Here is an 18,857-nt window from a genome sequence, read left to right as displayed (position 1 = left end):
GCTGGGCACCAACGGGTTTGCTACTACGGTGGTCGGCATGAACGACGTCCACGCCAGGGCGGGGCAGCCCGCGGAGCCGGCCGATCTCGTCGATCTCGCGAAGCTGGTGACGGCCTACTACTCGTTGCATCCCTCGCCGGACGAGCCTTCGCAGCAGGTGGCGTTCGGGACGTCGGGGCATCGTGGGTCGAGCCTGACGGCGTCGTTCAACGAGGACCACATCGTGGCTACGTCGTCCGCGATCTGTGAGTACCGTTCGTCGGCCGGCATCGACGGACCGCTGTTCCTGGGGCGGGACACGCACGCGCTGTCCGAGCCGGCCTGGGTCTCGGCCTTGGAGGTCTTCGCCGCGTACGGCGTCCGGGTCCTGGTGGACGCGCGGGATCGCTACACCCCAACGCCGGCTGTGTCGCTGGCCATCCTCACCTACAACCGGGACCGGTCTTCGGGTCTGGCCGACGGCGTCGTCGTGACGCCGTCGCACAACCCGCCGTCGGATGGGGGCTTCAAGTACAACCCGCCGAATGGTGGTCCGGCCGACACCGACATCACTCGGGTGATCCAGGACCGGGCGAACGAACTGCTCCGCTCCGGCCTGTCCGCCATCCGCCGCGTGCCGCTCGCCGCGGCCTTGGCCGCTGACACGACGGGGAAGCACGACTACCTCGCCGAGTACGTGGGCGCCCTGCCCACCGTCGTCGACCTCGGCGCCATCCGTTCCGCCGGCGTGCGCATCGGAGCGGACCCGCTGGGTGGGGCGAGCGTGGACTACTGGGGTGAGATCGCGTCGCACCACCGGCTCGAGCTCGGCGTGGTGAACCCGTTGGTCGACGCGACGTGGCGCTTCATGACGCTGGACTGGGACGGCAAGATCCGCATGGACTGCTCCTCCCCGTACGCGATGGCCTCGCTGATCTCGAAGGCGTCGTCGTACGACCTCGCGACGGGCAACGACGCCGACGCCGACCGGCACGGCATCGTGACGCCAGACGGCGGGTTGATGAACCCGAACCACTACCTGGCGGTGGCAATCGCCTATCTGTATGGCCACCGCGACTGGCCCACCGCGGCGATCGGCAAGACGCTCGTGTCGTCCTCGATGATCGACCTCGTGGCGACCGACCTGGGTCGCACGCTGGTCGAAGTACCGGTGGGCTTCAAATGGTTCGTGCCGGGTCTGTTGGACGGCTCGATCGCCTTCGGCGGCGAAGAAAGCGCGGGGGCCTCGTTCCTCCGCCGAGATGGCTCGGTCTGGACCACGGACAAGGACGGCCTGCTGCTCTGCCTTCTGGCGGCGGAGATCCAAGCCGTGACAGGCAAGTCGCCGTCGTCGCACTACGCCGAGTTGGAGTCCCGCTTCGGCTCCCCGTCGTACGCACGCATCGATGCGCCGGCGACGCGCGAGCAGAAAGCAGTGTTGGCGAAACTCACGCCCTCCCAGGTGTCCGCCACGTCCCTCGCTGGCGACCCCATCACCGCGAAGCTGACGTCAGCCCCTGGGAACGATGCCCCCATCGGTGGCCTCAAGGTGACGACCGAGTCGGCCTGGTTCGCCGCCCGGCCGTCGGGCACCGAGGACGTGTACAAGATCTACGCGGAGTCCTTCAAGGGCCCCGACCACCTGGCGGAAGTCCAAGCCGAAGCCCGGACGGTCGTGTCGGCTGCTCTTCAGCCCTAGCGCTCCCCCAAGACCTGCTTGGCCTCAGTGATGGCGATCTGGGCATTGGATTGCAGGTCCAGCTCGATCTCGCCGTTGATGCCGACGTTGGAAGTCCACTCGACGACCCAATGCGAAGTAGCCGTGATGTCGTACCCCTCAGACGGCTGCTCGTACTCGTAGGAGCAGTCGGACTCCACCCCACGGCGGTACGGAGTCCCAGCATCACACTCGATGCTGTCCCCGTTGCCGAGATCCCAGTCAATAGTGGCGACATTCGCCGTAGCCGTCACGGTCACCGCCCCTGCACTGACGGTCCGCTCAATCGGTCCCCACGTGTGGTCGTTGATGCTGTTCCAGAACCACACCTCCATCCCCACCAGCCCCTTGCTGCCAGAGGGCGGGGCCATGCCGATATCGGGAGCCTTCAGAACCATCTCCTCCACAGCCCGCCTCGCCATCTCCCGCGGATCGGGCGCTGTGGGAGGAGGATCCCGCCGCCAAATGCGACAGTCATCGTTGGAGCCACCAATATCGAGACAGCGATTCTGGTGCATATTCCGCCGAGGGAAGCAAGTAAAAGTGTAGATAGCCCCATCCGGAAAATGCCCCAACCACACCGGATCCGTCCCCGGCGGCTGCGGACTCTCGGCCTGGTAGTAGCAGCTGGTCTCATTCTCCCACCAGCCATACCGCGGGTCATAACAAACAATAGGAGCCCCCACCCGCGTAACACACTGCGGCGTCCCCCCATCACCGCCACCACCCTCACCATCATTGTCGCCACCCCCATCGTCACCCGGATCCTCATCCGGCACAGGATCCCCCGGATCCTCAGCGACGATCTGGCACAGGCCGGTGTTGGGGTTAATGACGTTCGGCGGAGGACAATCCGCTCCACCTTCTGCCAGGACCGAGGTGACTTTCAATCCCCCGATGGCCGCGACCACGAGCATCGCCACGGCGATTCGCCGAAACATCAGCATGGCTTCCCCACTTTGCCGTCACCGACCCTCACGACGTGCCATGAACCTTCATAGAGCCAGAGCACCACTGGAACAAGAAACTTCGGCGGCCCGACCCGACTCCCCGCCGGCTTGCCCGTAGCGACGAAGATCGAGCTGACCTTCGAAGCATCGTTGCAAGCCGTGAGCTTCACCTCTGGGTACTCGCCTCGGCCCACCTGCAACTTGACCGATTCGGGCTGCATGCTGACGATCCGAACGGTCCCACGCTGGGCGGTGCCGGCCGCAGCGCTGCCATACAGAAGCCTCACCGCGTCGCGAGCCGCCGGATCTCCACCGATCCGGTAGAGCTGCGTCCGCTCCTCCTCACCGAACTCCTTCGGCGAAGCCCCGAACTGGTCAGTCACTTGCACCCATTGGGCATAGACATCCTTCGCCTCCGCGACGGCCCTCTGCTCGCTCGCCCCGAACGACGGGGTGGGCGAGGCGCTCGGGGTTGGGGACGGCGGGGAGGAGGTCTCCGACACCGTCGGCGTGGGCGACGGACCGATGGCATCGGGTTGGCAGGCGGTGGTGGCGGCTAACACGGAGGCAGCCGTGAGGGATGCTGCGACCAGCTGGCGGACCTTCATTCCAAACCGCTCCCCTGCGTCCGACGACACCCAAACCGACCGCGAGCCCCCGTCGAGCCGCCCGCAGGTACCAAACGTCCGGCCATCGTACGAAATCCGGCGACCCCTCCGGTAGCTCTTCCCACAGGCCTGTGGACAGAGAGTGAAGCCAACCACCCGTAACCGTCTACTCTCGCCCCATGGCCAACCTCACCCCCCTCGCGCACCTCAGCGACGGCAAAGCAGCTCGCATCGTCGAGCTGCCGCGCCCGCCTGTGCATGCGCAGGAGAACGGGCAGGCCAACGACCCGTTCACCCATCTACGCCAAGCCGCGATCTCGGCCGCCTATCACGACGGAACGCCAACGACTTGGCTCTGGCACCGCCCCACCAAGAACGCGCCAGCCCGCCTCATCACCGCAGGCGCCAGCACCGCACCACCAGGCTCAAGGACCACACCAGACACAGCAATCCACCTCGAGCTCAGCAGCATCAAGGCCTGGATCGAGCTCGCCATCACCCACGACGCGCTCGGCACGAAACAGAACAAATCAGCACAAGAAGGCCCAACCGTAGAGACCACGATCCTCCCCCTCTGGGAGGACGCGTTCACCATCCTCATCACCGCCGAGCCGGCCACCGACAAGGCCAGGCACGAAGAGCAACAACGCCTAGCCGACCAGCTCCGCCAAACGCAAGACCGCGCCAAGACCTCGCCCCACCACAAGGTCCAGGCCGAACGACTGAAGGCCCACTACCGCGAGCTCAAGCAAGCCGAATCGACCGGCCTCTGGCACCTCACCATCAGGATCGGCGCAGACACCAACGCAGCAGCGCGCACCGTGGCCGCGTTAGCAGTCGCCGCGTTCGACCTGGAAGCACTCCCCTACGCCCTGGCCCCGAGCCAAGCGAGCAACCAGAACGCCCTAGCCACGACCAAGCTCCTCACAGCAATCACCAAGCCACCCACCAAAGAAGTCCAAGGCATCCGCCTCACCCAACCGCCCGACTTCGACATCGCCCCCGAACAAAGGGCAGGCAACAAAAAACTCACCATCGGCACCGTCCTCGATCACCAACGGCGCCCCACCGAACGCCTCGCGCTCAGCAGAGACAGCCTCAACCGCCACACGTTCGTCTGCGGCGCCACCGGAGCCGGCAAGTCCCAGACCGTACGGGCAATGCTCGAAAGCGCAACTTCACAAGGGATTCCGTGGCTCGTCGTCGAGCCCGCCAAGGCCGAGTACCGCCTCATGAGCGCCCGCCTCCAACAGGACGTCGTCGTGATCAGACCCGGCGACCTCGACCAGGTGCCCGCGGGCATCGACCCGCTGAGGCCTGCCGAGGGCTTCCCGCTGCAGACGCACCTCGACCTCGTCAGAGCCCTCTTCCTCGCCGCCTTCGAAGCCGAGGAGCCCTTCCCCCAGGTCCTCGCCAAAGCCCTCGAACGCGCCTACAAGGACCAAGGCTGGGACATCACCCTCAGCGCCCCCATCCACACCAAGCACCGCCCGCGCTACCCCACCCTCAAGGACCTTCAGAAGGCCGCCGAGACCGTCGTCGACGAGATCGGGTACGGCCGCGAGATCGCCGACAACGTACGAGGATTCATCCGCGTACGCCTCGCCAGCCTCAGACTCGGCACCACGGGACGGTTCCTCGAGTCCGGCCACCCGATCGACGTCGGCAAGCTCCTCCAGACCAACACCGTCCTCGAGATCGAAGACGTCGCCGACGACCGCGACAAGGCCTTCCTCATGGGCGCCGTCCTCATCGCGCTCACCGAGCACCTCCGCGTCCAGGAGCGCAAGGGTGAGTTGACACCCGGCAACCTCAGGCATCTCACCGTCTTCGAGGAAGCCCACCGCCTCCTCCGCAACACCCAACACACGCACGGCCCCGCTGCCCACGCCGTCGAGATGTTCGCCGCGATGCTCGCCGAGATCCGTGCGTACGGCGAGGGCCTCATCGTCGCCGAGCAGATCCCGGCGAAGCTCATCCCCGACGTCATCAAGAACACAGCCGTCAAGATCGTCCACCGCCTGCCCGCCCAGGACGACCGCGACGCCGTCGGCGCGACGATGAACCTCAGCCCGAGCCAGTCCAAACACCTCGTCACCCTCGAGCCCGGCACGGCCGCCGTCTTCACCGACGGCATGGACCACCCCATTCTCGCCACCATGCCGGACGGAACGCACCGCGAGCTCACCAGCGAGCTGCATACCAAAGGTCCCGAACGAGTCATCGACCCCATCTCCGGACGGTGCGCTTCGCCGTACGCGTTGGACATCTGCACCCTCAGTGAGTTCCTCCGCGGCCGACGACTCGCCGACGCCAACGCCCCGATGCGCCTGTACACCGAGCTCACCGTGGTCGGCTATCTCACCGGCATGGACCTGCCACTCATCCCGCCCGTGCTCGCGGATTCCCTACAGGGACAGGAGGATCTCGTCATAGCCTGCGCCCTCGCCGCCTGCATCGACGACTCGGTGGCGACGCGATCGGGGGCGATCTGCGACAAGCTGAGTCCGGACGAGTTCGCCGCGTACATCGCCGAATCCCTCTACTCGACCGTCTGCGGGCACCGCCCTGTCGAGGTCCGCCGCGACCGCTGGCTCGCCGCGCCGTTCCGCAAGACCTCGCGCCGGAAGCAGGACGAGCTGTTGCGAGGGCGAGCGATGATCCATGCGCTGTTCGGGAACGAATCCCCTTCACAGCTTGAAGATCTGATCGGACTGAACCGGTACCACGACGACTGGGACGAAGCGGTACGCCACCAGACCGCACCGTACGAAGTCGACTGGGCGGTGCCGTTCTTCGCCACACCACGACGACGACTCGACGGGGAGGCCTGACCGATGGCAAGGGTGGACCAACCGATGATCGACCAGGCACGGTTGAAGGAGTTCGAAGCGCTCGCCGACCTGAGGGCGGCAGATCGGAGTCGACCGATCTACGACCCGATCGCGCATCTCGGCAAGGCCGACGAGCCGCGCCGGCGGGCTGCCGCGGACAGCCCCGATCGCGTGACGATCGACCGTCCGGAGCTTCCGGAGCACCGCACCCTCATGTACGGGCAGCCGACGCTCTTCGACGCGCAAGGGAGGATCGAGACGCCACCGCTGTTCTATGGTCGGCCGATCCGCGATCAGGTACGGCAAGGAAGTCTGAACGACGGTTGGCTGATCGCCGCCCTCGGCGCGGTCGCCGGACATCGGCCGCACGCGCTGCGCGACGTCGTACGCGAAAGGCCGGACGGCTGTTTCGAGGTGCGCCTCCACGACGCCTCGTGGGACAGCGGGTCGGGCGACTGGGTCCCGACCGGACGCCGGATCGAGCTGGAGGTCACGCCCGAGGTCCCCGTCGACCCCGCCGATCCTTGGGCCGCCGCGTTCGCGGACACGCGGACGTCCGGCGTGTCCTGGGTCGCGGTGTTGGAGAAGGCGTTCGCCGGACTCGACCAGACGTACACGCCGGGACACCCGCGGCGGGTGGAGTCCGGATACAACCGCCTCGACGAGGGCGGCACGCCGTCGGACACCGCACAGGCCCTCGCCCTCCTCACCGGCCACCGCGCCGGCGTGATCTGCATCCCGAACCACGCCGCCTACGCGGGCGACTTCGAGTCGGCGATCCGCGACGTGCACTGCGCCAACAAGCCGGTGATCGTGCAGGCCACGCTGGACAGGCCGAATCAGACGTACGAGATCACCGGCTACGCAAACGGCCTGATCGCGCTCCGCAACCCCACCGGCGAGACCCACCCAGAACGCCTCACCGCCCGCCAACTCCTCCCCCACACCAGCGGCCACCTCATCACCCTCCGATGATCGACCGCCCGAACAAGGCGCCCGACGAGCCTGCCGACGCTGGCCGCCGAGGCAAGGCCGAGTTCGCGGCCAGAGACGCCGATCGGAGCTACGATCCGCTCGATCACGTCGCACCCACCGACAAGGTTCGGGCCCCGGCGCCGCACGTGGACGGTTCAGAGCGCCAGCTGGGTGGGCTCGTCAAGCGCATCCGGCAGACCGTGCAGGAACGCTTCGGCGAGTACGACCTGCCCGACAAGGAGGTGCCTCCCGACGCACCCGGCCGGGTGCAGGTCGACCGTCCGGATGTTCCTCGCCACCCGGCAACCGTCTATGGACAACCGACGATCATCGACCGCAGTGGACGACCGCGGGTACCACCGCTGTTCGACGGTGATCCGCGGCGCGACCAAGTACGGCAAGGCGAGCTCAACGACTGTTGGGCGATCGCCGCGATCAGCGCCGCCGTGGGACACCGGCCAGAAGCGATCCGCGAACTGGTGTGGGAGAGACCGGACGGCAGTTACGAGGTCCGCTGCATCACGCACTCCGCCACCGATCCACCGGCGACTGGGTGCCGACGGGCAAGCGGATCGAGCTGGAGATCAGTCCGGAGTTCCCCGTCGACCCACAAGAACCCACCGTCGCCGCCTTCGCCAACACCCACAGGACCGGCGTGTCCTGGGTCGCGGTCCTGGAGAAGGCGCTGGCCGGCCTCGACGACACGTCGTCGCGCGGGCATCCCCGCCGGATCGAGAACGGGTACGACCGACTCGACGGAGGCGGCACTGCCTCAGACACAGCTCAGGTTCTCGCCCAGCTGACGGGCGAACGTGCCGGAGTGGTGCGGATCACGGCGAGCCCGGGATGGGCCACCGATCTGGATCAGCTCGTCGAGGACCTGCTGGGCGCGAACAAGCCAGTCGTCGTCGGTATGGTGCGAAACAACGATCGATACAGCGTCCTGCCCTATGGTCTTCGAGGACCGCACGCATACGACGTCACGGAGATCACCGACGAGGGTATGACGCTTCGGAATCCGACCGGGACATTCCATCCGCAGCGAGTGAGCTCGTCGCAGCTCATCCAGTACCTCGATGGCCAGCTGTCAGTCGTTCGATAGGAGATGTCGATGTCCGAACCGCTTGATGTGGTGGTGCTCCGGCCGGATCGGGTCGTGAACCGGAAGGTCGCGATCATGACCGTCAACCGCCTGCTGCCGCCGGCGCCCGGTGGGAGCGGCTCGAGCGGTGCCGAGGTTGCGTACAACGTCGATGGGGTCGACTACGCGGTCGAGGTGAACGTGTGTGACACGTTCGCCATTGCCGATCAGGTTTGGCGGTTGGACTCGGTGCGGGATGAGGAGGATTTCGCGGCGACCGTTACGCGGGTCGGGTGACCGGGCTGCAATAGGGTGGCGGGCATGGTGGAGAACGGTGGGCACGAGGCTGATGTGATCGTCGTCGGCGCCGGGTTGGCGGGGCTGGTGGCGGCCGCGGAGGTGGCTGAGGCGGGCAAGACGGTCATCGTTCTCGAGCAGGAGAACGAGGCCAATCTCGGTGGCCAGGCCTTCTGGTCGTTCGGCGGCCTCTTCCTCGTCGACTCTCCCGAGCAACGCAGGCTCGGCGTCAAGGACTCCCGCGATCTCGCGCTCGCCGACTGGCTGGGCTCGGCGCAGTTCGACCGGCCCGAGGACTACTGGCCACGCAGGTGGGCCGAGGCGTACGTCGACTTCGCCGCTGGTGAGAAGCGGCAGTGGCTCCACAACCAAGGTGTGCGCTGGTTTCCCCTTGTCCAGTGGGCCGAACGAGGCGGCGGCCTCGCTAGTGGGCATGGCAACTCGGTCCCGCGGTTCCACCTCACCTGGGGCACCGGTCCCGCCGTCGTCGAGCCGTTCGCGCAACGGGTACGCGGCGCTCAGGCCAGTGGCAACCTGCACCTCAGGTTCCGCCACCAGGTCACCGGCCTGACCAAGGAAGCCGGCAAGATCACCGGCGTCGAGGGCAACATTCTCGAACCCAGCAACGAAGAACGCGGCAAGAAGAGCTCCCGCACCAAGGTCGGCGACTTCCAGCTCAAGGCCCAAGCCGTCATCGTCACCTCCGGCGGCATCGGCGCCAACCACGACGAGGTCCGCAAGAACTGGCCCAAGAACAAGGGCAAAGCCCCCGACTACATGCTCTCCGGCGTCCCCGACCACGTCGACGGCGCGATGCTGAAAGCCACCCACAAGGCCGGCGGGCGGCTCATCAACGAAGACCGCATGTGGCACTACGCCGAAGGCATCCACAACTACGACCCGATCTGGAGCCGACACGGCATCCGCATCCTGTCCGGACCGTCCCCGCTCTGGCTCGACGCCAACGGACAAAGACTGCCCATTCCGCTCTTCCCCGGCTTCGACTCCCTCGGCGCCGTCGAGCACATCGTCCATACCGGCTTCCAGCACTCCTGGTTCGTCCTCAACCAGCGCATCATGGGCCGCGAGTTCGCCCTCTCCGGCTCCGAGCAGAACCCCGACTTCACCGACAAGAACACCCAAGAGGTTGTCAAGCGCGCCTTGCCCGGCGCCGTCAAGCCGGTCGAGGAGTTCGGCAAACGCTGCCCCGACTTCATCTTCGCCCGTACGGTGCCCGAGCTCGTCCGCGGCATGAACGACCTCGTCGGCGACCCCCTCGTCGACGCCGTCGACCTCGAGGAGCTCATCCGTACCCGCGACCTCGAGGTCGCCTCCGGGCTCGGCAAGGACGCCCAGCTGAACGCGATCTACGCCGCGCGCAGGTTCACCACCGACAAGCTCATGCGTGCCACGAAGCCGCACGCGCTGCTCGACCCGACTGCCGGCCCGCTCGTTGCCGTACGGCTGACGATCCTCACTCGCAAGACGCTCGGCGGACTCGAGACCGACCTGTCCAGCCGCGTCCTCGGCGACGACGGCGAGCCGCTCCCCGGCCTCTACGCGGCGGGCGAGGCGGCCGGCTTCGGCGGTGGAGGCGTGCACGGCTACCGCGCGCTGGAAGGTACGTTCCTCGGCGGCTGCCTGTTCTCCGGCCGCACCGCCGGACGCGCCGCCGCCGCGGACGTCAGCTAGGCCGGCGTACGACGCGACCCGCGCCGATCCCGGTCGGCACCCCGTCGTCCAACACAGGTGTGCCGGCGAGCAAGGTGTACTTGACACCGCTCGCCAGCTGCCACGGATCGCCGAACGTCGCATTGTCAACCACCGTTGACGGATCGAACACCGCGACGTCCGCAACCGCGCCTTGACGGAGCATCCCACGATCGGACCAGCCCAACCGTGCGGCCGGCAACGACGTCATCTTCCGAACGGCATCCGGCAATGAAAGTACGCCGAACTCCCGCACATATCGGCCCAGCACCCGTACGAAAGTCCCCAGACTCCGTGGGTGCGGCATGCCCTCACCCGGGCACGAAAGTACTCCGCCGTCGCTGGCGATCGAGACGAAAGGATCGGCCATCACCCGCCGAACGTCGTCCTCGGCCATCCCATGGTGGATGATGCTGACCCGCCCCTGCTGCTTGGCCAACAGTTCGACGACGCCATGGCCGAGGTCGAGTCCCAGCTCGGCGGCGACCGCGGCGACGTTCTGCCCGACGTACCGCGCGTACGGACCGTCCGGCGTCCGCGCGATCACGATCCGCTCCGGCCAGAACGAGACTCCCGTACGGGCATTGAGCTCCGCGGCCAGTCGGTCGACCGTCCCGGGCGACGCGAGCCGCTGCAGCAACGCCGGCACGCCGCCGTCCATCGCCCAGCCGGGCAGGAACGAGGTCAGCGTCGTACTCGACGCCGTGTACGGGTACTGGTCGGCCTGCACGTCCACGCCAGAACGTCTAGCGTTGGTTATAGCCTCTAACGCCGGTGAGACCTTGCCCCAGTTCGCCACGCCGGACGACTTGAGGTGCGAGATCTCCAACCGGATGCCGGCCGAACGCGCGATCGTCAACGCCTCCTCGATCGCCGCGAGCAGCTCCTCGCCCTCGTCCCGCATGTGCGTCGAGTAGATCAGCCCGCCAGCGGCAGCCTCGGTAGCCAATGCCACCAGCTCCGACGTCGCAGCGAACATCCCCGGCGCGTAGATCAGCCCGGACGTGAACCCGACCACCCCGTCAAGCGCACATTGACGAACCAGCGCACGCATCCGGTCCAGCTCGACGGGGGTAGGCGGTCGGTCCTCGAGCCCCATGCCGCCGATGCGGATCGCGCCGTGCCCGACCTGCACGGCGAAGTTGACACCGAGCGGCAGCGCCTCGACCCGTGCCGCGAACTCGCCTGCCGTCGACCAGTCCCACGCGAACCCGCCACCGATGAAGCTGCCATGCGTACGCAACTCATCGGCGTGCTCCGGCACGATCGGGAACGGCGAGAACCCGCAGTTGCCCGTCACCAGCGTCGTTACGCCCTGCGTCACCTGCGTGACGGCCTCGGGCGCACCCAACACGGAGAAGTCCGCGTGCGAGTGCAGGTCGATGAACCCCGGGCAGACGACCGCGCCCGACACGTCGATGGTCCGCCGAGCAGAGCCGTCGGTACGGCCGACAGCGACGATCCGCCCGTCGGTGATCGCGACATCGGCTGTCTGTGCTGGCGATCCGGTTCCGTCGAGTACCGATCCGCCGCGCAGCACCAGGTCGTAGCTCACGTAGGCAATCCTCCCGAGACGACAGCGCCGCGGGCGATCACCGCGGCGACGTGGAGACCGGCGTCGAGGACGACGAGGTCGGCGTCCTTGCCCGGCACGATGCTGCCGGTCCGTTGGCTGAGACCGAGGACCTGCGCGGGCGTCATAGCCGCGGCGGCCGCGGCGTCGGGCAGCGTGAGGCCGACGCAGCGGACGGCGTGGCGTACGGTCGCGTCCATCGTCAGCGTGCTGCCGGCGAACGTTCCGTCCGTCAACGTGACCTTGCCCTCGCGTGCGAAGACGGGCACAGGACCGAGCCGGAACTCGCCGTTCGTCATGCCAGCGGCCGGTGTGGCGTCGGTGATGAACGCGACGCGGTCGATGCCGGCGGCCTGGACGGCGATGCGTACCGCGTCGTCGTGCACGTGGAAGCCGTCGTTGATCAGCTCGCAGGTGACGGTGTCGTCGGCGAGCGCCGCGCCCGCGGGACCGGGGTCGCGGTGGTGGAACGGGCGCATCGCGTTGAACAGGTGCGTGGCGATGCGGGCCCCGGCAGCGAACGCGGCCCGTGCCTCGTCGAACGTCGCCTCGGTGTGCCCGACGGCGGGAATCGCGCCGGCGCGGCGTACCTCCCGGAGCAGGTCCATGCCGCCATCGAGCTCGGGCGCCAGCGTGACGACGCGAACGAGCCCGTCACCGGCGTCGGTCAGCGCGCGCAGTGCGGGGATGCTGGGTGCGAGCAGGTACTCGCTGTGGTGCGAGCCGCGCTTGGCCGGGTTGAGGAACGGCCCCTCGAGGTGGATACCGGCAACGGCGCCGGCGAGATCGGACCGGATGAGCCCGGCGATCGTCCGGACGGACGCGACCATGCGGTCGAGCTCGTCGGTGACGAGACTGGCGAGCGTCGTGGTCGTGCCGTGCCGGCGATGGAACGCGATCGCGGTACGGATCTCGTCCGGGTCATCGGTGGTGATCTGCGCTCCCCCGCCGCCGTGCATGTGCAGGTCGACGAAGCCGGGCAGGACGAACGCACCGTCGAGGTCGTGCATCACCCCGTCGAAAGGAGGTGGGTCACCCCCGCCGACACCGTCGATCAGCCCATCCGAAAGTGTCACCCACCCCGGCGAAAGGACTCGCCGGGGTGTGACGACGCGAGCGTTGGCGAGGACGAGCACCTCAGCACCCTAGCGAGTGTGACTAGAGGACATCGTCCACCCGATAGCGGAGCTCGGCACCGTCCTCGAGCACGAACGGTGTCGCGAACGGATCGTCGAGCGACTGCTGAGGTGGCGTGGGAGCGGTCGCGATCCACGCGGAGCGTTTGAGCAGCTCGAGTCCGTCGACGGAGTCGAGGGCCGTCCAGCCGCCGTCGTGCGCGATCTCGTGGAGCGCGTGCGCCAGATCGACGATGCCGTCATCGCCCTCGTGAGTGCGTGCCGAAGCCTGCCGACCGGCCTCGATGACGTCGCGCTCGCGCCTCAGGCCATAGACGACGCGAGTGAGGATCATGACCGAGTTGGACGGCGCCTCGCTCTCGTCGGCCGCAGTGTTGTCGTCGCTCTCGTCCTCCTCGTCCTCCTCCTCGTCCTCCTCGTCGTCCAGGTCGTCGACCTCGAACGCCGGAAAGCTACCGGTCAGGACGAACTGAGCCTCGGAGTAGGCGGAGGCGGCGACGTCGAGGGCGTCGTTGGCGGCGAGGACGGCGGCGAGGTCGCCGTCGTCTCGGGCCGCGGAGACGGTGGAGATCTGGGCGGCCAGCGCAGCCTGCAACGCCGCCGACGCGTCGAGGTAGCTCTCGCGCGCGTCGTCGCTCCACTGCTCGAAGTCATCGTCTTCCGTCATGACAAGCACGCTAGAGGATCCAGGTCCGGAAGCTGCGATCATTTTACCCCGTGAGCATCGAGCCGGTCTTCGTCGGGGCCAATCCGGGGTGTGTCCTCAGCACCGGAGTACGGGCGAGCGTGTGGATCGCGGACTGGTCGATCCACGGCCCCGGGCGGGTCGGCATCGTCGCCTCCGAGAACGAGACCGTGGTCGTCAGCAGCCAGCCGGTGCTGGCGCGCTGGTTGGCGAACGAGCTCACCGCGTACTTCCCCGAGTTCGAGGGCGTCGACTTCGGGACAGCCGAGTACCAAGACGCGGACGTCGCGCTCCAGGTGCTCACTCCGACGGACTTGCGGGCGACGTTCGGCGGGTACGAGGTCGCCATCGGTGACAGCAAGGAGGTACGACCCGTCACCGTCGAAGCGTGGGAGATGGGCGGCACCACCATGCGGCTCACCAACCTGCTCTCCCCCTCCCGTTCGGCCGCCGTTAGTAGGGACAAAAAGCCGTTCGAAGGGGAGCCGACCACGGCTTTCGTCGCCACCAGCGAACGATGGGATCGGGTCAGGCGGGACTAGGCGCCGGCGCGATGCGACGAACGTAGATCAGCTGCCACACAACGGCGGCGGCCAACACCCAAATGGACCAGGCGATCCCTACCAACGAACCCAACGAAGCGAGCACGACCGGGGCCAGAACGCAGGGTAGGGCGAAGGCCAGCAGCCACGAAAGTCGTGCCTTGGTGAGCACTCCGGCTATCAGGCTGGTCAGAAAGTAGAGGGCGGCCCCTCCGTACAGCAGCCAACGGACGGTGGCAGGGGGTTCGGAATGCGGGTGCGCTGCCACGATCCCCAGACCTGCGGCCAACCCGGCCAACGCGCACGTCGTCACGCAGTGGAAGGCCATCGCGATCCGTACCGGCAGCACGTTGATCCGCAGCAGCGGCACGCCCGCGTACCCGTAGATCAACGACAACGCCCACAGGCCGACGAGAACGGCGAACGAGCCCACCGCCCACAGGCCAAGTGCGCGGTCCCACTCCACGCCCGACGCCGCCGCGATCACCTGAATCACGCCCTCGCCAAGCACGATGATGACGAACAGGCCGAGCCGCTCCCCCAAATGGACCGGGTCGGACCGTACGGCCTGCAACGAGGGTAGGTACGCCTCGGGGAACTGCCGCCCCGAACGTTGCACCCGCTCCACCACACGATCCAGCCGCTCCTGCGCGGACGCCATCATTCGGCTCTCCTGCGCCATCAACAGGCCGAACAGATCGATCGCCACGCCCAGCGCCCACAACCAAGGTCGCACCTCCGCCGACACCCAGAGCGACACGATCCACGGCATCACTCCGCCGAACAGCTGTGCCGCCGGCCAGTCCACGACGATCTGTGTACGCCGCCACACCCGCGAGGCGAGCACGCGCACGAGGATGTACCCGACCGCGAACGCCTTCCAGTGCTCGTCGAGCTGCGCGACCGACGCCATCATCACGGCGAGTCCGAACATCGCGACGAGCACCACGCTGAGGTGCGTGCGCTCGCCCGCGATGTTGCCGTACATCGTGATGCTGCCCCAGGCCGTCCAGAACGCCAGGAACAGCAACGCGTACAAGGCAATCGACGACGCCGACTCACCGTCGTGCAGCAGATGCGTCAGCTGCGTGACGCCTGCGACCACCACGAGGTCGAAGAACAGTTCGACCCACGAGGCATGGCGTTCGGAGCCGGTGTCTTCGGCCGGAGTGGCTTCTGTCATGCGGAAAGTATGACAACCCGGCCTTGACAGCCGTCAGTAGACGCTCGGGTCGCTCCCGACCACGTGCCCGCCCTCGACAGCGACGAACTTCTCCGGCCGCACCTTCACGACCACGCGGACCTTCGGGTCACGAACCCGGCCGAGCGTTCCATACCGCTCGGCGAGGAAGTCGTAGAACGCACCGGTCTCGTCGTCCTCGACGCTCTCGACCGAACCCCGCACCTCGAGGAAGCGGTAGCCGTCGTCGGGGTCGACGATCGACAGCGCGACCTGCCCGTTCTCACCGAGGTTTCGGAACTTCTGCCGCAGCTTGGTGTGGGTGAACTTGACGAACTCCCCGTCCCAGGCGAACCACATCACGCTGCTCTGCGGCGATCCGTCGGGGCGGACCGTCGCGAGATGCGCGAACAGCGGTCGGTCGAGCAGGTAGGCATGCGTTTCAGGTGGCTTGGTCTCCGTCACAAAGACGTACAACCCAGCACCGGCGCCGGTTATGCCCGGAACCGTACGACCCGGTCAGCCCGGCAGCACCGGCATGTCGTGGAAGCGGCAGATCCCGCCGAACTCCTCCGGATCCAGGCTCGCGCCACCGACCAGACAACCGTCCACGTCGGCCTGTTTCATGATGCCGCCGACGTTGTTCGTCTTGACCGAGCCGCCGTACAGCACGCGCACCGAAGCGGCGACGTCCGCGTCGTACGCGTCCAGCACCGCACCACGGATCGCCGCGCAGACCTCCTGCGCGTCGGCCGGTGTCGCGACCTCGCCGGTGCCGATCGCCCACACCGGTTCGTACGCGAGCACGAGCTCGGCGACCTGCTCGGCCTTCAGCCCTTCGATGCCCGCGGCGACCTGCGCCACCGTGTGCTCGACCTGCCGGCCTTCCTGCCGAACGTCCAATCCCTCACCCACACAGAGGATCGGGACCAGTCCGTGCCGGAACGCCGCCTTCGCCTTGGCGTTGACGAGCTCGTCCGATTCCGCGTGGTACTGCCGCCGCTCGGAGTGCCCGACGGTGACGTACGAGCACCCCAGCTTCGCGAGCATCGCGCCCGACACGTCACCGGTGTACGCGCCGCCGTCGTTCGGCGACAGGTCCTGAGCGCCGTACTTCAGGTCCAGCCGGTCGCCGTCGATCAGCGTCTGCACCGAACGGATTCCGGTGAACGCCGGCAGCACGACGACCTCGACCGCGCCGAAGTCGTGCTTCTTGTCCTGCAGCGTCCAGGCCAGCTTCTGGACCAGATGAACGGCCTCGCGGTGATCGAGGTTCATCTTCCAGTTGCCGGCCATCAGGACCGTACGGTCGCTCTTCTTCGCCACGGCGGTCAGTCCTCCAACACGGCAAGGCCGGGAAGCGTCTTGCCCTCCAGGTACTCCAACGACGCGCCGCCGCCGGTCGAGATGTGGCCGAACGCGTCCTCGTCGAACCCGAGCGCCCGAACGGCAGCCGCGGAGTCCCCACCGCCGACGACCGTGAAACCGTTCCCACCGGTCATCGCCTCGGCGACGCCGCGCGTCCCGCCCGCGAACTCCGGAATCTCCGCAACGCCCATTGGGCCGTTCCAGAACACCGTCTTCGCCGCGGTGACATGCGAGGCGAACGCCTTCGTGGACTCCGGCCCGATGTCCGCGCCGATCCGATCGGACGGGATCTCCGAAGCGCCGACGACGGCATGCTCAGCGCCGGCCTCGAGCGCCGCGGTCGCGACGATGTCGGTCGGCAGCACGATGCGGTCGCCGTACTTGTCGAGATAGCCGCGCACGGTGTCGACCTGGTCCGCCTCGAGCAGGCTGCGACCGATCTCGTGCCCCTGCGCCTTGAAGAACGTGAACACCATGCCGCCGCCGATCAGCAGCTGATCGGCCTTCTCCAGCAGGTTGTCGATCACGCCGAGCTTGTCGGAGACCTTCGCGCCGCCGAGCACGACGACGTACGGACGCTCCGGCGACTCGGTGAGACGCCGCAGCACCTCGACCTCGGTGAGCACCAGCCCACCGGCCGCGTGCGGCAGCCGCTGCGCGACGTCGTACACGCTCGCGTGCTTGCGGTGCACCGCGCCGAAACCGTCGGAGACGTACGCGTCCGCGAACGAAGCCAGCTCGTCGGCGAGCTCGCCGCGCTCGGCGTCGGACTTGCTCGTCTCGCGCGGGTCGAAGCGCACGTTCTCCAGCAGCGCGACCTCCCCGTCGCCGAGCCCAGCGACAGTCGAACGAGCGCTGTCGCCGACGAGGTCGGACGCGAACGCCACCTCGGCGCCGAGCAGCTCACCGAGCCGTACGGCCACCGGGGCCAGCGAGAACTCCGGGTCGGGTCCGCCCTTCGGCCGGCCGAGGTGCGCGGTCACGATAACCCGCGCACCCTTCCCGGCCAGCGCGCGCAGCGTCGGAACGCTGGCCCGGATCCGCCCGTCGTCGGTGATCTTGTCGCCGTCGAGCGGAACGTTCAGGTCGGACCGTACGAGGACGCGCTTGCCACGCAGGTCCCCCAGGTCGTCGAGTCCCTTCACCGGCCGACGAGACGGGCGAGGTCGACGAGCCGGTTGGAGTAGCCCCACTCGTTGTCGTACCAGCCGACGACCTTGACCTGGTTGCCCTGCACCATCGTCATGTCGCCGTCGATCGTGCAGCTCGCCGCGGTGTTGACGATGTCGGAGGAGACGATCTCGTCCTCGGTGTAGACCAGCAGGTCCTTGAGCGGGCCTTCGGCCGCGGCCTTGAACGCGGCGTTGACCTCTTCCTTGGTCGTCTCGCGAGAGAGCTCGACCACGAGGTCGGTCACCGAGCCGGTCGGGACCGGCACGCGGAACGCCATGCCGTCGACCTTGCCCTTGAGCTCCGGGATCACCAGGCTGACGGCCTTCGCGGCGCCGGTCGTCGTCGGGATGATGTTGATCGCGGCGGCGCGGGCGCGGCGCAAGTTGACCGAACCTTTACGCGTGACCGCGATCTGGTCGAGCAGCTGCTGCTCGGTCGTGTACGCGTGGATCGTCGTCATCATGCCGCGGTCGATGCCGAAGTTGTCGAGCAGCACCTTGGCCATCGGCGCGACGCAGTTCGTCGTGCACGACGCGTTGGAGATGATGTGGTGCTTCTCGGCGTCGTACTTGTCCTCGTTGACGCCGAGGACGATCGTGATGTCCTCGTCGGTCGCGGGCGCGGAGATGATCACCTTGCGGGCGCCGGCCTCGATGTGCTTGCGGGCGTCCTCGGCCTTGGTGAAGCGGCCGGTCGACTCGATCACGACGTCCGCGCCGAGGTCCTTCCACGGCAGCTTGGCCGGGTCGGTCTCGGAGATGGCGCCGAACGACTTCCCGTTCACGGTGAGGCTGACGTCGTCGTGGCTGACCTCGGCGTTGAGCCGGCCGAGCACCGAGTCGTACTTGAGCATATGGGCTAGCACGTCGTTGCTCGCGAGGTCGTTGACGCCGACGATCTCGACGTCAGAGCCGCCCTGCGCGAGAACTGCGCGGAAGAAGTTGCGGCCAATCCGGCCGAAGCCGTTGATGCCAACACGGATGGTCACGGGACGCCCCCTCGTGTGGGTCGTTGCGGTCGATCAGCGCCGGCATCCTTGCCCGCGCATG

Annotated in this window: 18 protein-coding genes; 7 read left to right on the top strand and 11 right to left on the bottom strand. The window is 67.6% G+C overall.

All coding sequences use genetic code 11. From position 1 onward, the window contains the following. Positions 1–37: 37 nt before the first annotated feature. A complete protein-coding gene (gene pgm / locus JOD67_RS19605; RefSeq protein ID WP_205119057.1) occupies positions 38–1,678 on the top strand; it encodes a phosphoglucomutase (alpha-D-glucose-1,6-bisphosphate-dependent) in 1,641 nt (546 codons plus the stop codon). Here the strand turns inward: pgm and JOD67_RS19600 are convergent. After that, positions 1,675–2,643 carry a hypothetical protein gene (locus JOD67_RS19600; RefSeq protein WP_205119056.1) on the bottom strand — a complete coding sequence of 323 codons (969 nt, stop codon included), beginning with the start codon at positions 2,641–2,643 and terminating at the stop codon, positions 1,675–1,677. The two genes, pgm and JOD67_RS19600, sit on opposite strands and share 4 nt — an antisense overlap. Continuing rightward, positions 2,637–3,254 carry a hypothetical protein gene (locus JOD67_RS19595; protein ID WP_205119055.1) on the bottom strand — a complete coding sequence of 206 codons (618 nt, stop codon included), beginning with the start codon at positions 3,252–3,254 and terminating at the stop codon, positions 2,637–2,639. The genes JOD67_RS19600 and JOD67_RS19595 overlap by 7 nt, the downstream gene beginning before the upstream one ends. A 179-nt stretch (positions 3,255–3,433) precedes the next feature. Here JOD67_RS19595 and JOD67_RS19590 point away from each other — a divergent pair, with 179 nt between their 5' ends. After that, the gene (locus tag JOD67_RS19590; protein ID WP_205119054.1) at positions 3,434–6,088 is read left to right on the top strand and encodes an ATP-binding protein; all 2,655 of its coding nucleotides are present in this window, start codon (positions 3,434–3,436) and stop codon (positions 6,086–6,088) included. A 3-nt stretch (positions 6,089–6,091) separates the two neighbouring features. Next, positions 6,092–7,063, top strand: coding sequence for a C2 family cysteine protease (locus JOD67_RS19585; RefSeq protein WP_205119053.1), 972 nt, complete (start codon positions 6,092–6,094; stop codon positions 7,061–7,063). A gap of 155 nt (positions 7,064–7,218) precedes the next feature. Here the strand turns inward: JOD67_RS19585 and JOD67_RS19580 are convergent, their stop codons facing one another. Then, entirely contained in the window at positions 7,219–7,362 is a 144-nt protein-coding gene (locus JOD67_RS19580; protein ID WP_205119052.1) for a hypothetical protein, read from the bottom strand. Between the two features lie 254 nt (positions 7,363–7,616). Here JOD67_RS19580 and JOD67_RS19575 point away from each other — a divergent pair, with 254 nt between their 5' ends. Genes JOD67_RS19575 through JOD67_RS19565 form a run of 3 tightly spaced genes read left to right on the top strand, consistent with a single transcriptional unit; the run spans position 7,617 to position 10,133 of the window. Then, a complete protein-coding gene (locus JOD67_RS19575) occupies positions 7,617–8,165 on the top strand; it encodes a calpain family cysteine peptidase (RefSeq protein WP_205119051.1) in 549 nt (182 codons plus the stop codon). Between the two features lie 9 nt (positions 8,166–8,174). Beyond that, positions 8,175–8,441, top strand: coding sequence for a DUF6406 domain-containing protein (locus tag JOD67_RS19570; RefSeq protein WP_205119050.1), 267 nt, complete (start codon positions 8,175–8,177; stop codon positions 8,439–8,441). Between the two features lie 24 nt (positions 8,442–8,465). Then, complete coding sequence (locus tag JOD67_RS19565) at positions 8,466–10,133, top strand: FAD-binding dehydrogenase (protein ID WP_205119049.1); 1,668 nt, start codon at positions 8,466–8,468, stop codon at positions 10,131–10,133. Here the strand turns inward: JOD67_RS19565 and JOD67_RS19560 are convergent. Genes JOD67_RS19560 through JOD67_RS19550 form a run of 3 tightly spaced genes read right to left on the bottom strand, consistent with a single transcriptional unit; the run spans position 10,126 to position 13,527 of the window. After that, complete coding sequence (locus JOD67_RS19560) at positions 10,126–11,706, bottom strand: N-acyl-D-amino-acid deacylase family protein (protein ID WP_205119048.1); 1,581 nt, start codon at positions 11,704–11,706, stop codon at positions 10,126–10,128. The two genes, JOD67_RS19565 and JOD67_RS19560, sit on opposite strands and share 8 nt — an antisense overlap. Next, on the bottom strand, positions 11,703–12,860 hold the full coding sequence (gene nagA, locus JOD67_RS19555; RefSeq protein ID WP_205119047.1) for an N-acetylglucosamine-6-phosphate deacetylase: 1,158 nt from the start codon (positions 12,858–12,860) through the stop codon (positions 11,703–11,705). The genes JOD67_RS19560 and nagA overlap by 4 nt, the downstream gene beginning before the upstream one ends. A gap of 22 nt (positions 12,861–12,882) precedes the next feature. Continuing rightward, positions 12,883–13,527: a hypothetical protein gene (locus JOD67_RS19550; RefSeq protein WP_205119046.1), complete on the bottom strand. Its 645-nt coding sequence runs from the start codon at positions 13,525–13,527 to the stop codon at positions 12,883–12,885. Between the two features lie 50 nt (positions 13,528–13,577). On the opposite strand from JOD67_RS19550, the gene JOD67_RS19545 reads away from it, so the two are divergent. Next, positions 13,578–14,087 carry a hypothetical protein gene (locus JOD67_RS19545; protein ID WP_205119045.1) on the top strand — a complete coding sequence of 170 codons (510 nt, stop codon included), beginning with the start codon at positions 13,578–13,580 and terminating at the stop codon, positions 14,085–14,087. Here JOD67_RS19545 and JOD67_RS19540 read toward each other — a convergent pair. The 5 genes from JOD67_RS19540 to gap are packed head-to-tail and all read right to left on the bottom strand — an operon-like array spanning position 14,074 to position 18,796. After that, positions 14,074–15,270: a low temperature requirement protein A gene (locus JOD67_RS19540; protein WP_205119044.1), complete on the bottom strand. Its 1,197-nt coding sequence runs from the start codon at positions 15,268–15,270 to the stop codon at positions 14,074–14,076. The genes JOD67_RS19545 and JOD67_RS19540 overlap by 14 nt on opposite strands. A gap of 33 nt (positions 15,271–15,303) precedes the next feature. Beyond that, positions 15,304–15,732, bottom strand: coding sequence for a PPOX class F420-dependent oxidoreductase (locus JOD67_RS19535; protein ID WP_205119043.1), 429 nt, complete (start codon positions 15,730–15,732; stop codon positions 15,304–15,306). A gap of 54 nt (positions 15,733–15,786) precedes the next feature. After that, positions 15,787–16,563: a triose-phosphate isomerase gene (tpiA, locus tag JOD67_RS19530; RefSeq protein WP_205123068.1), complete on the bottom strand. Its 777-nt coding sequence runs from the start codon at positions 16,561–16,563 to the stop codon at positions 15,787–15,789. Between the two features lie 35 nt (positions 16,564–16,598). Then, entirely contained in the window at positions 16,599–17,780 is a 1,182-nt protein-coding gene (locus tag JOD67_RS19525; protein WP_205119042.1) for a phosphoglycerate kinase, read from the bottom strand. After that, positions 17,777–18,796, bottom strand: a complete 1,020-nt coding sequence (gene gap / locus JOD67_RS19520) for a type I glyceraldehyde-3-phosphate dehydrogenase (RefSeq protein WP_205119041.1) — start codon at positions 18,794–18,796, stop codon at positions 17,777–17,779. Before gap ends, JOD67_RS19525 begins: the two co-directional genes overlap by 4 nt. Positions 18,797–18,857 lie beyond the last annotated feature (61 nt).

Origin of the sequence: Tenggerimyces flavus, from assembly GCF_016907715.1 — a bacterium.
In the GTDB taxonomy this organism is placed as follows: domain Bacteria; phylum Actinomycetota; class Actinomycetes; order Propionibacteriales; family Actinopolymorphaceae; genus Tenggerimyces; species Tenggerimyces flavus.
This window is presented reverse-complemented; position numbering and strand designations above follow the sequence as displayed.

Coding starts and splice junctions, on each gene's coding strand:
- pgm (WP_205119057.1), top strand. CDS start 38: ATGAACGACGTCCACGCCAGGGCGGGGCAGCCCGCGGAGCCGGCCGAT.
- JOD67_RS19600 (WP_205119056.1), bottom strand. CDS start 2,643: ATGCTGATGTTTCGGCGAATCGCCGTGGCGATGCTCGTGGTCGCGGCC.
- JOD67_RS19595 (WP_205119055.1), bottom strand. CDS start 3,254: ATGAAGGTCCGCCAGCTGGTCGCAGCATCCCTCACGGCTGCCTCCGTG.
- JOD67_RS19590 (WP_205119054.1), top strand. CDS start 3,434: ATGGCCAACCTCACCCCCCTCGCGCACCTCAGCGACGGCAAAGCAGCT.
- JOD67_RS19585 (WP_205119053.1), top strand. CDS start 6,092: ATGGCAAGGGTGGACCAACCGATGATCGACCAGGCACGGTTGAAGGAG.
- JOD67_RS19570 (WP_205119050.1), top strand. CDS start 8,175: ATGTCCGAACCGCTTGATGTGGTGGTGCTCCGGCCGGATCGGGTCGTG.
- JOD67_RS19565 (WP_205119049.1), top strand. CDS start 8,466: ATGGTGGAGAACGGTGGGCACGAGGCTGATGTGATCGTCGTCGGCGCC.
- JOD67_RS19550 (WP_205119046.1), bottom strand. CDS start 13,527: ATGACGGAAGACGATGACTTCGAGCAGTGGAGCGACGACGCGCGCGAG.
- JOD67_RS19540 (WP_205119044.1), bottom strand. CDS start 15,270: ATGACAGAAGCCACTCCGGCCGAAGACACCGGCTCCGAACGCCATGCC.
- tpiA (WP_205123068.1), bottom strand. CDS start 16,563: ATGGCCGGCAACTGGAAGATGAACCTCGATCACCGCGAGGCCGTTCAT.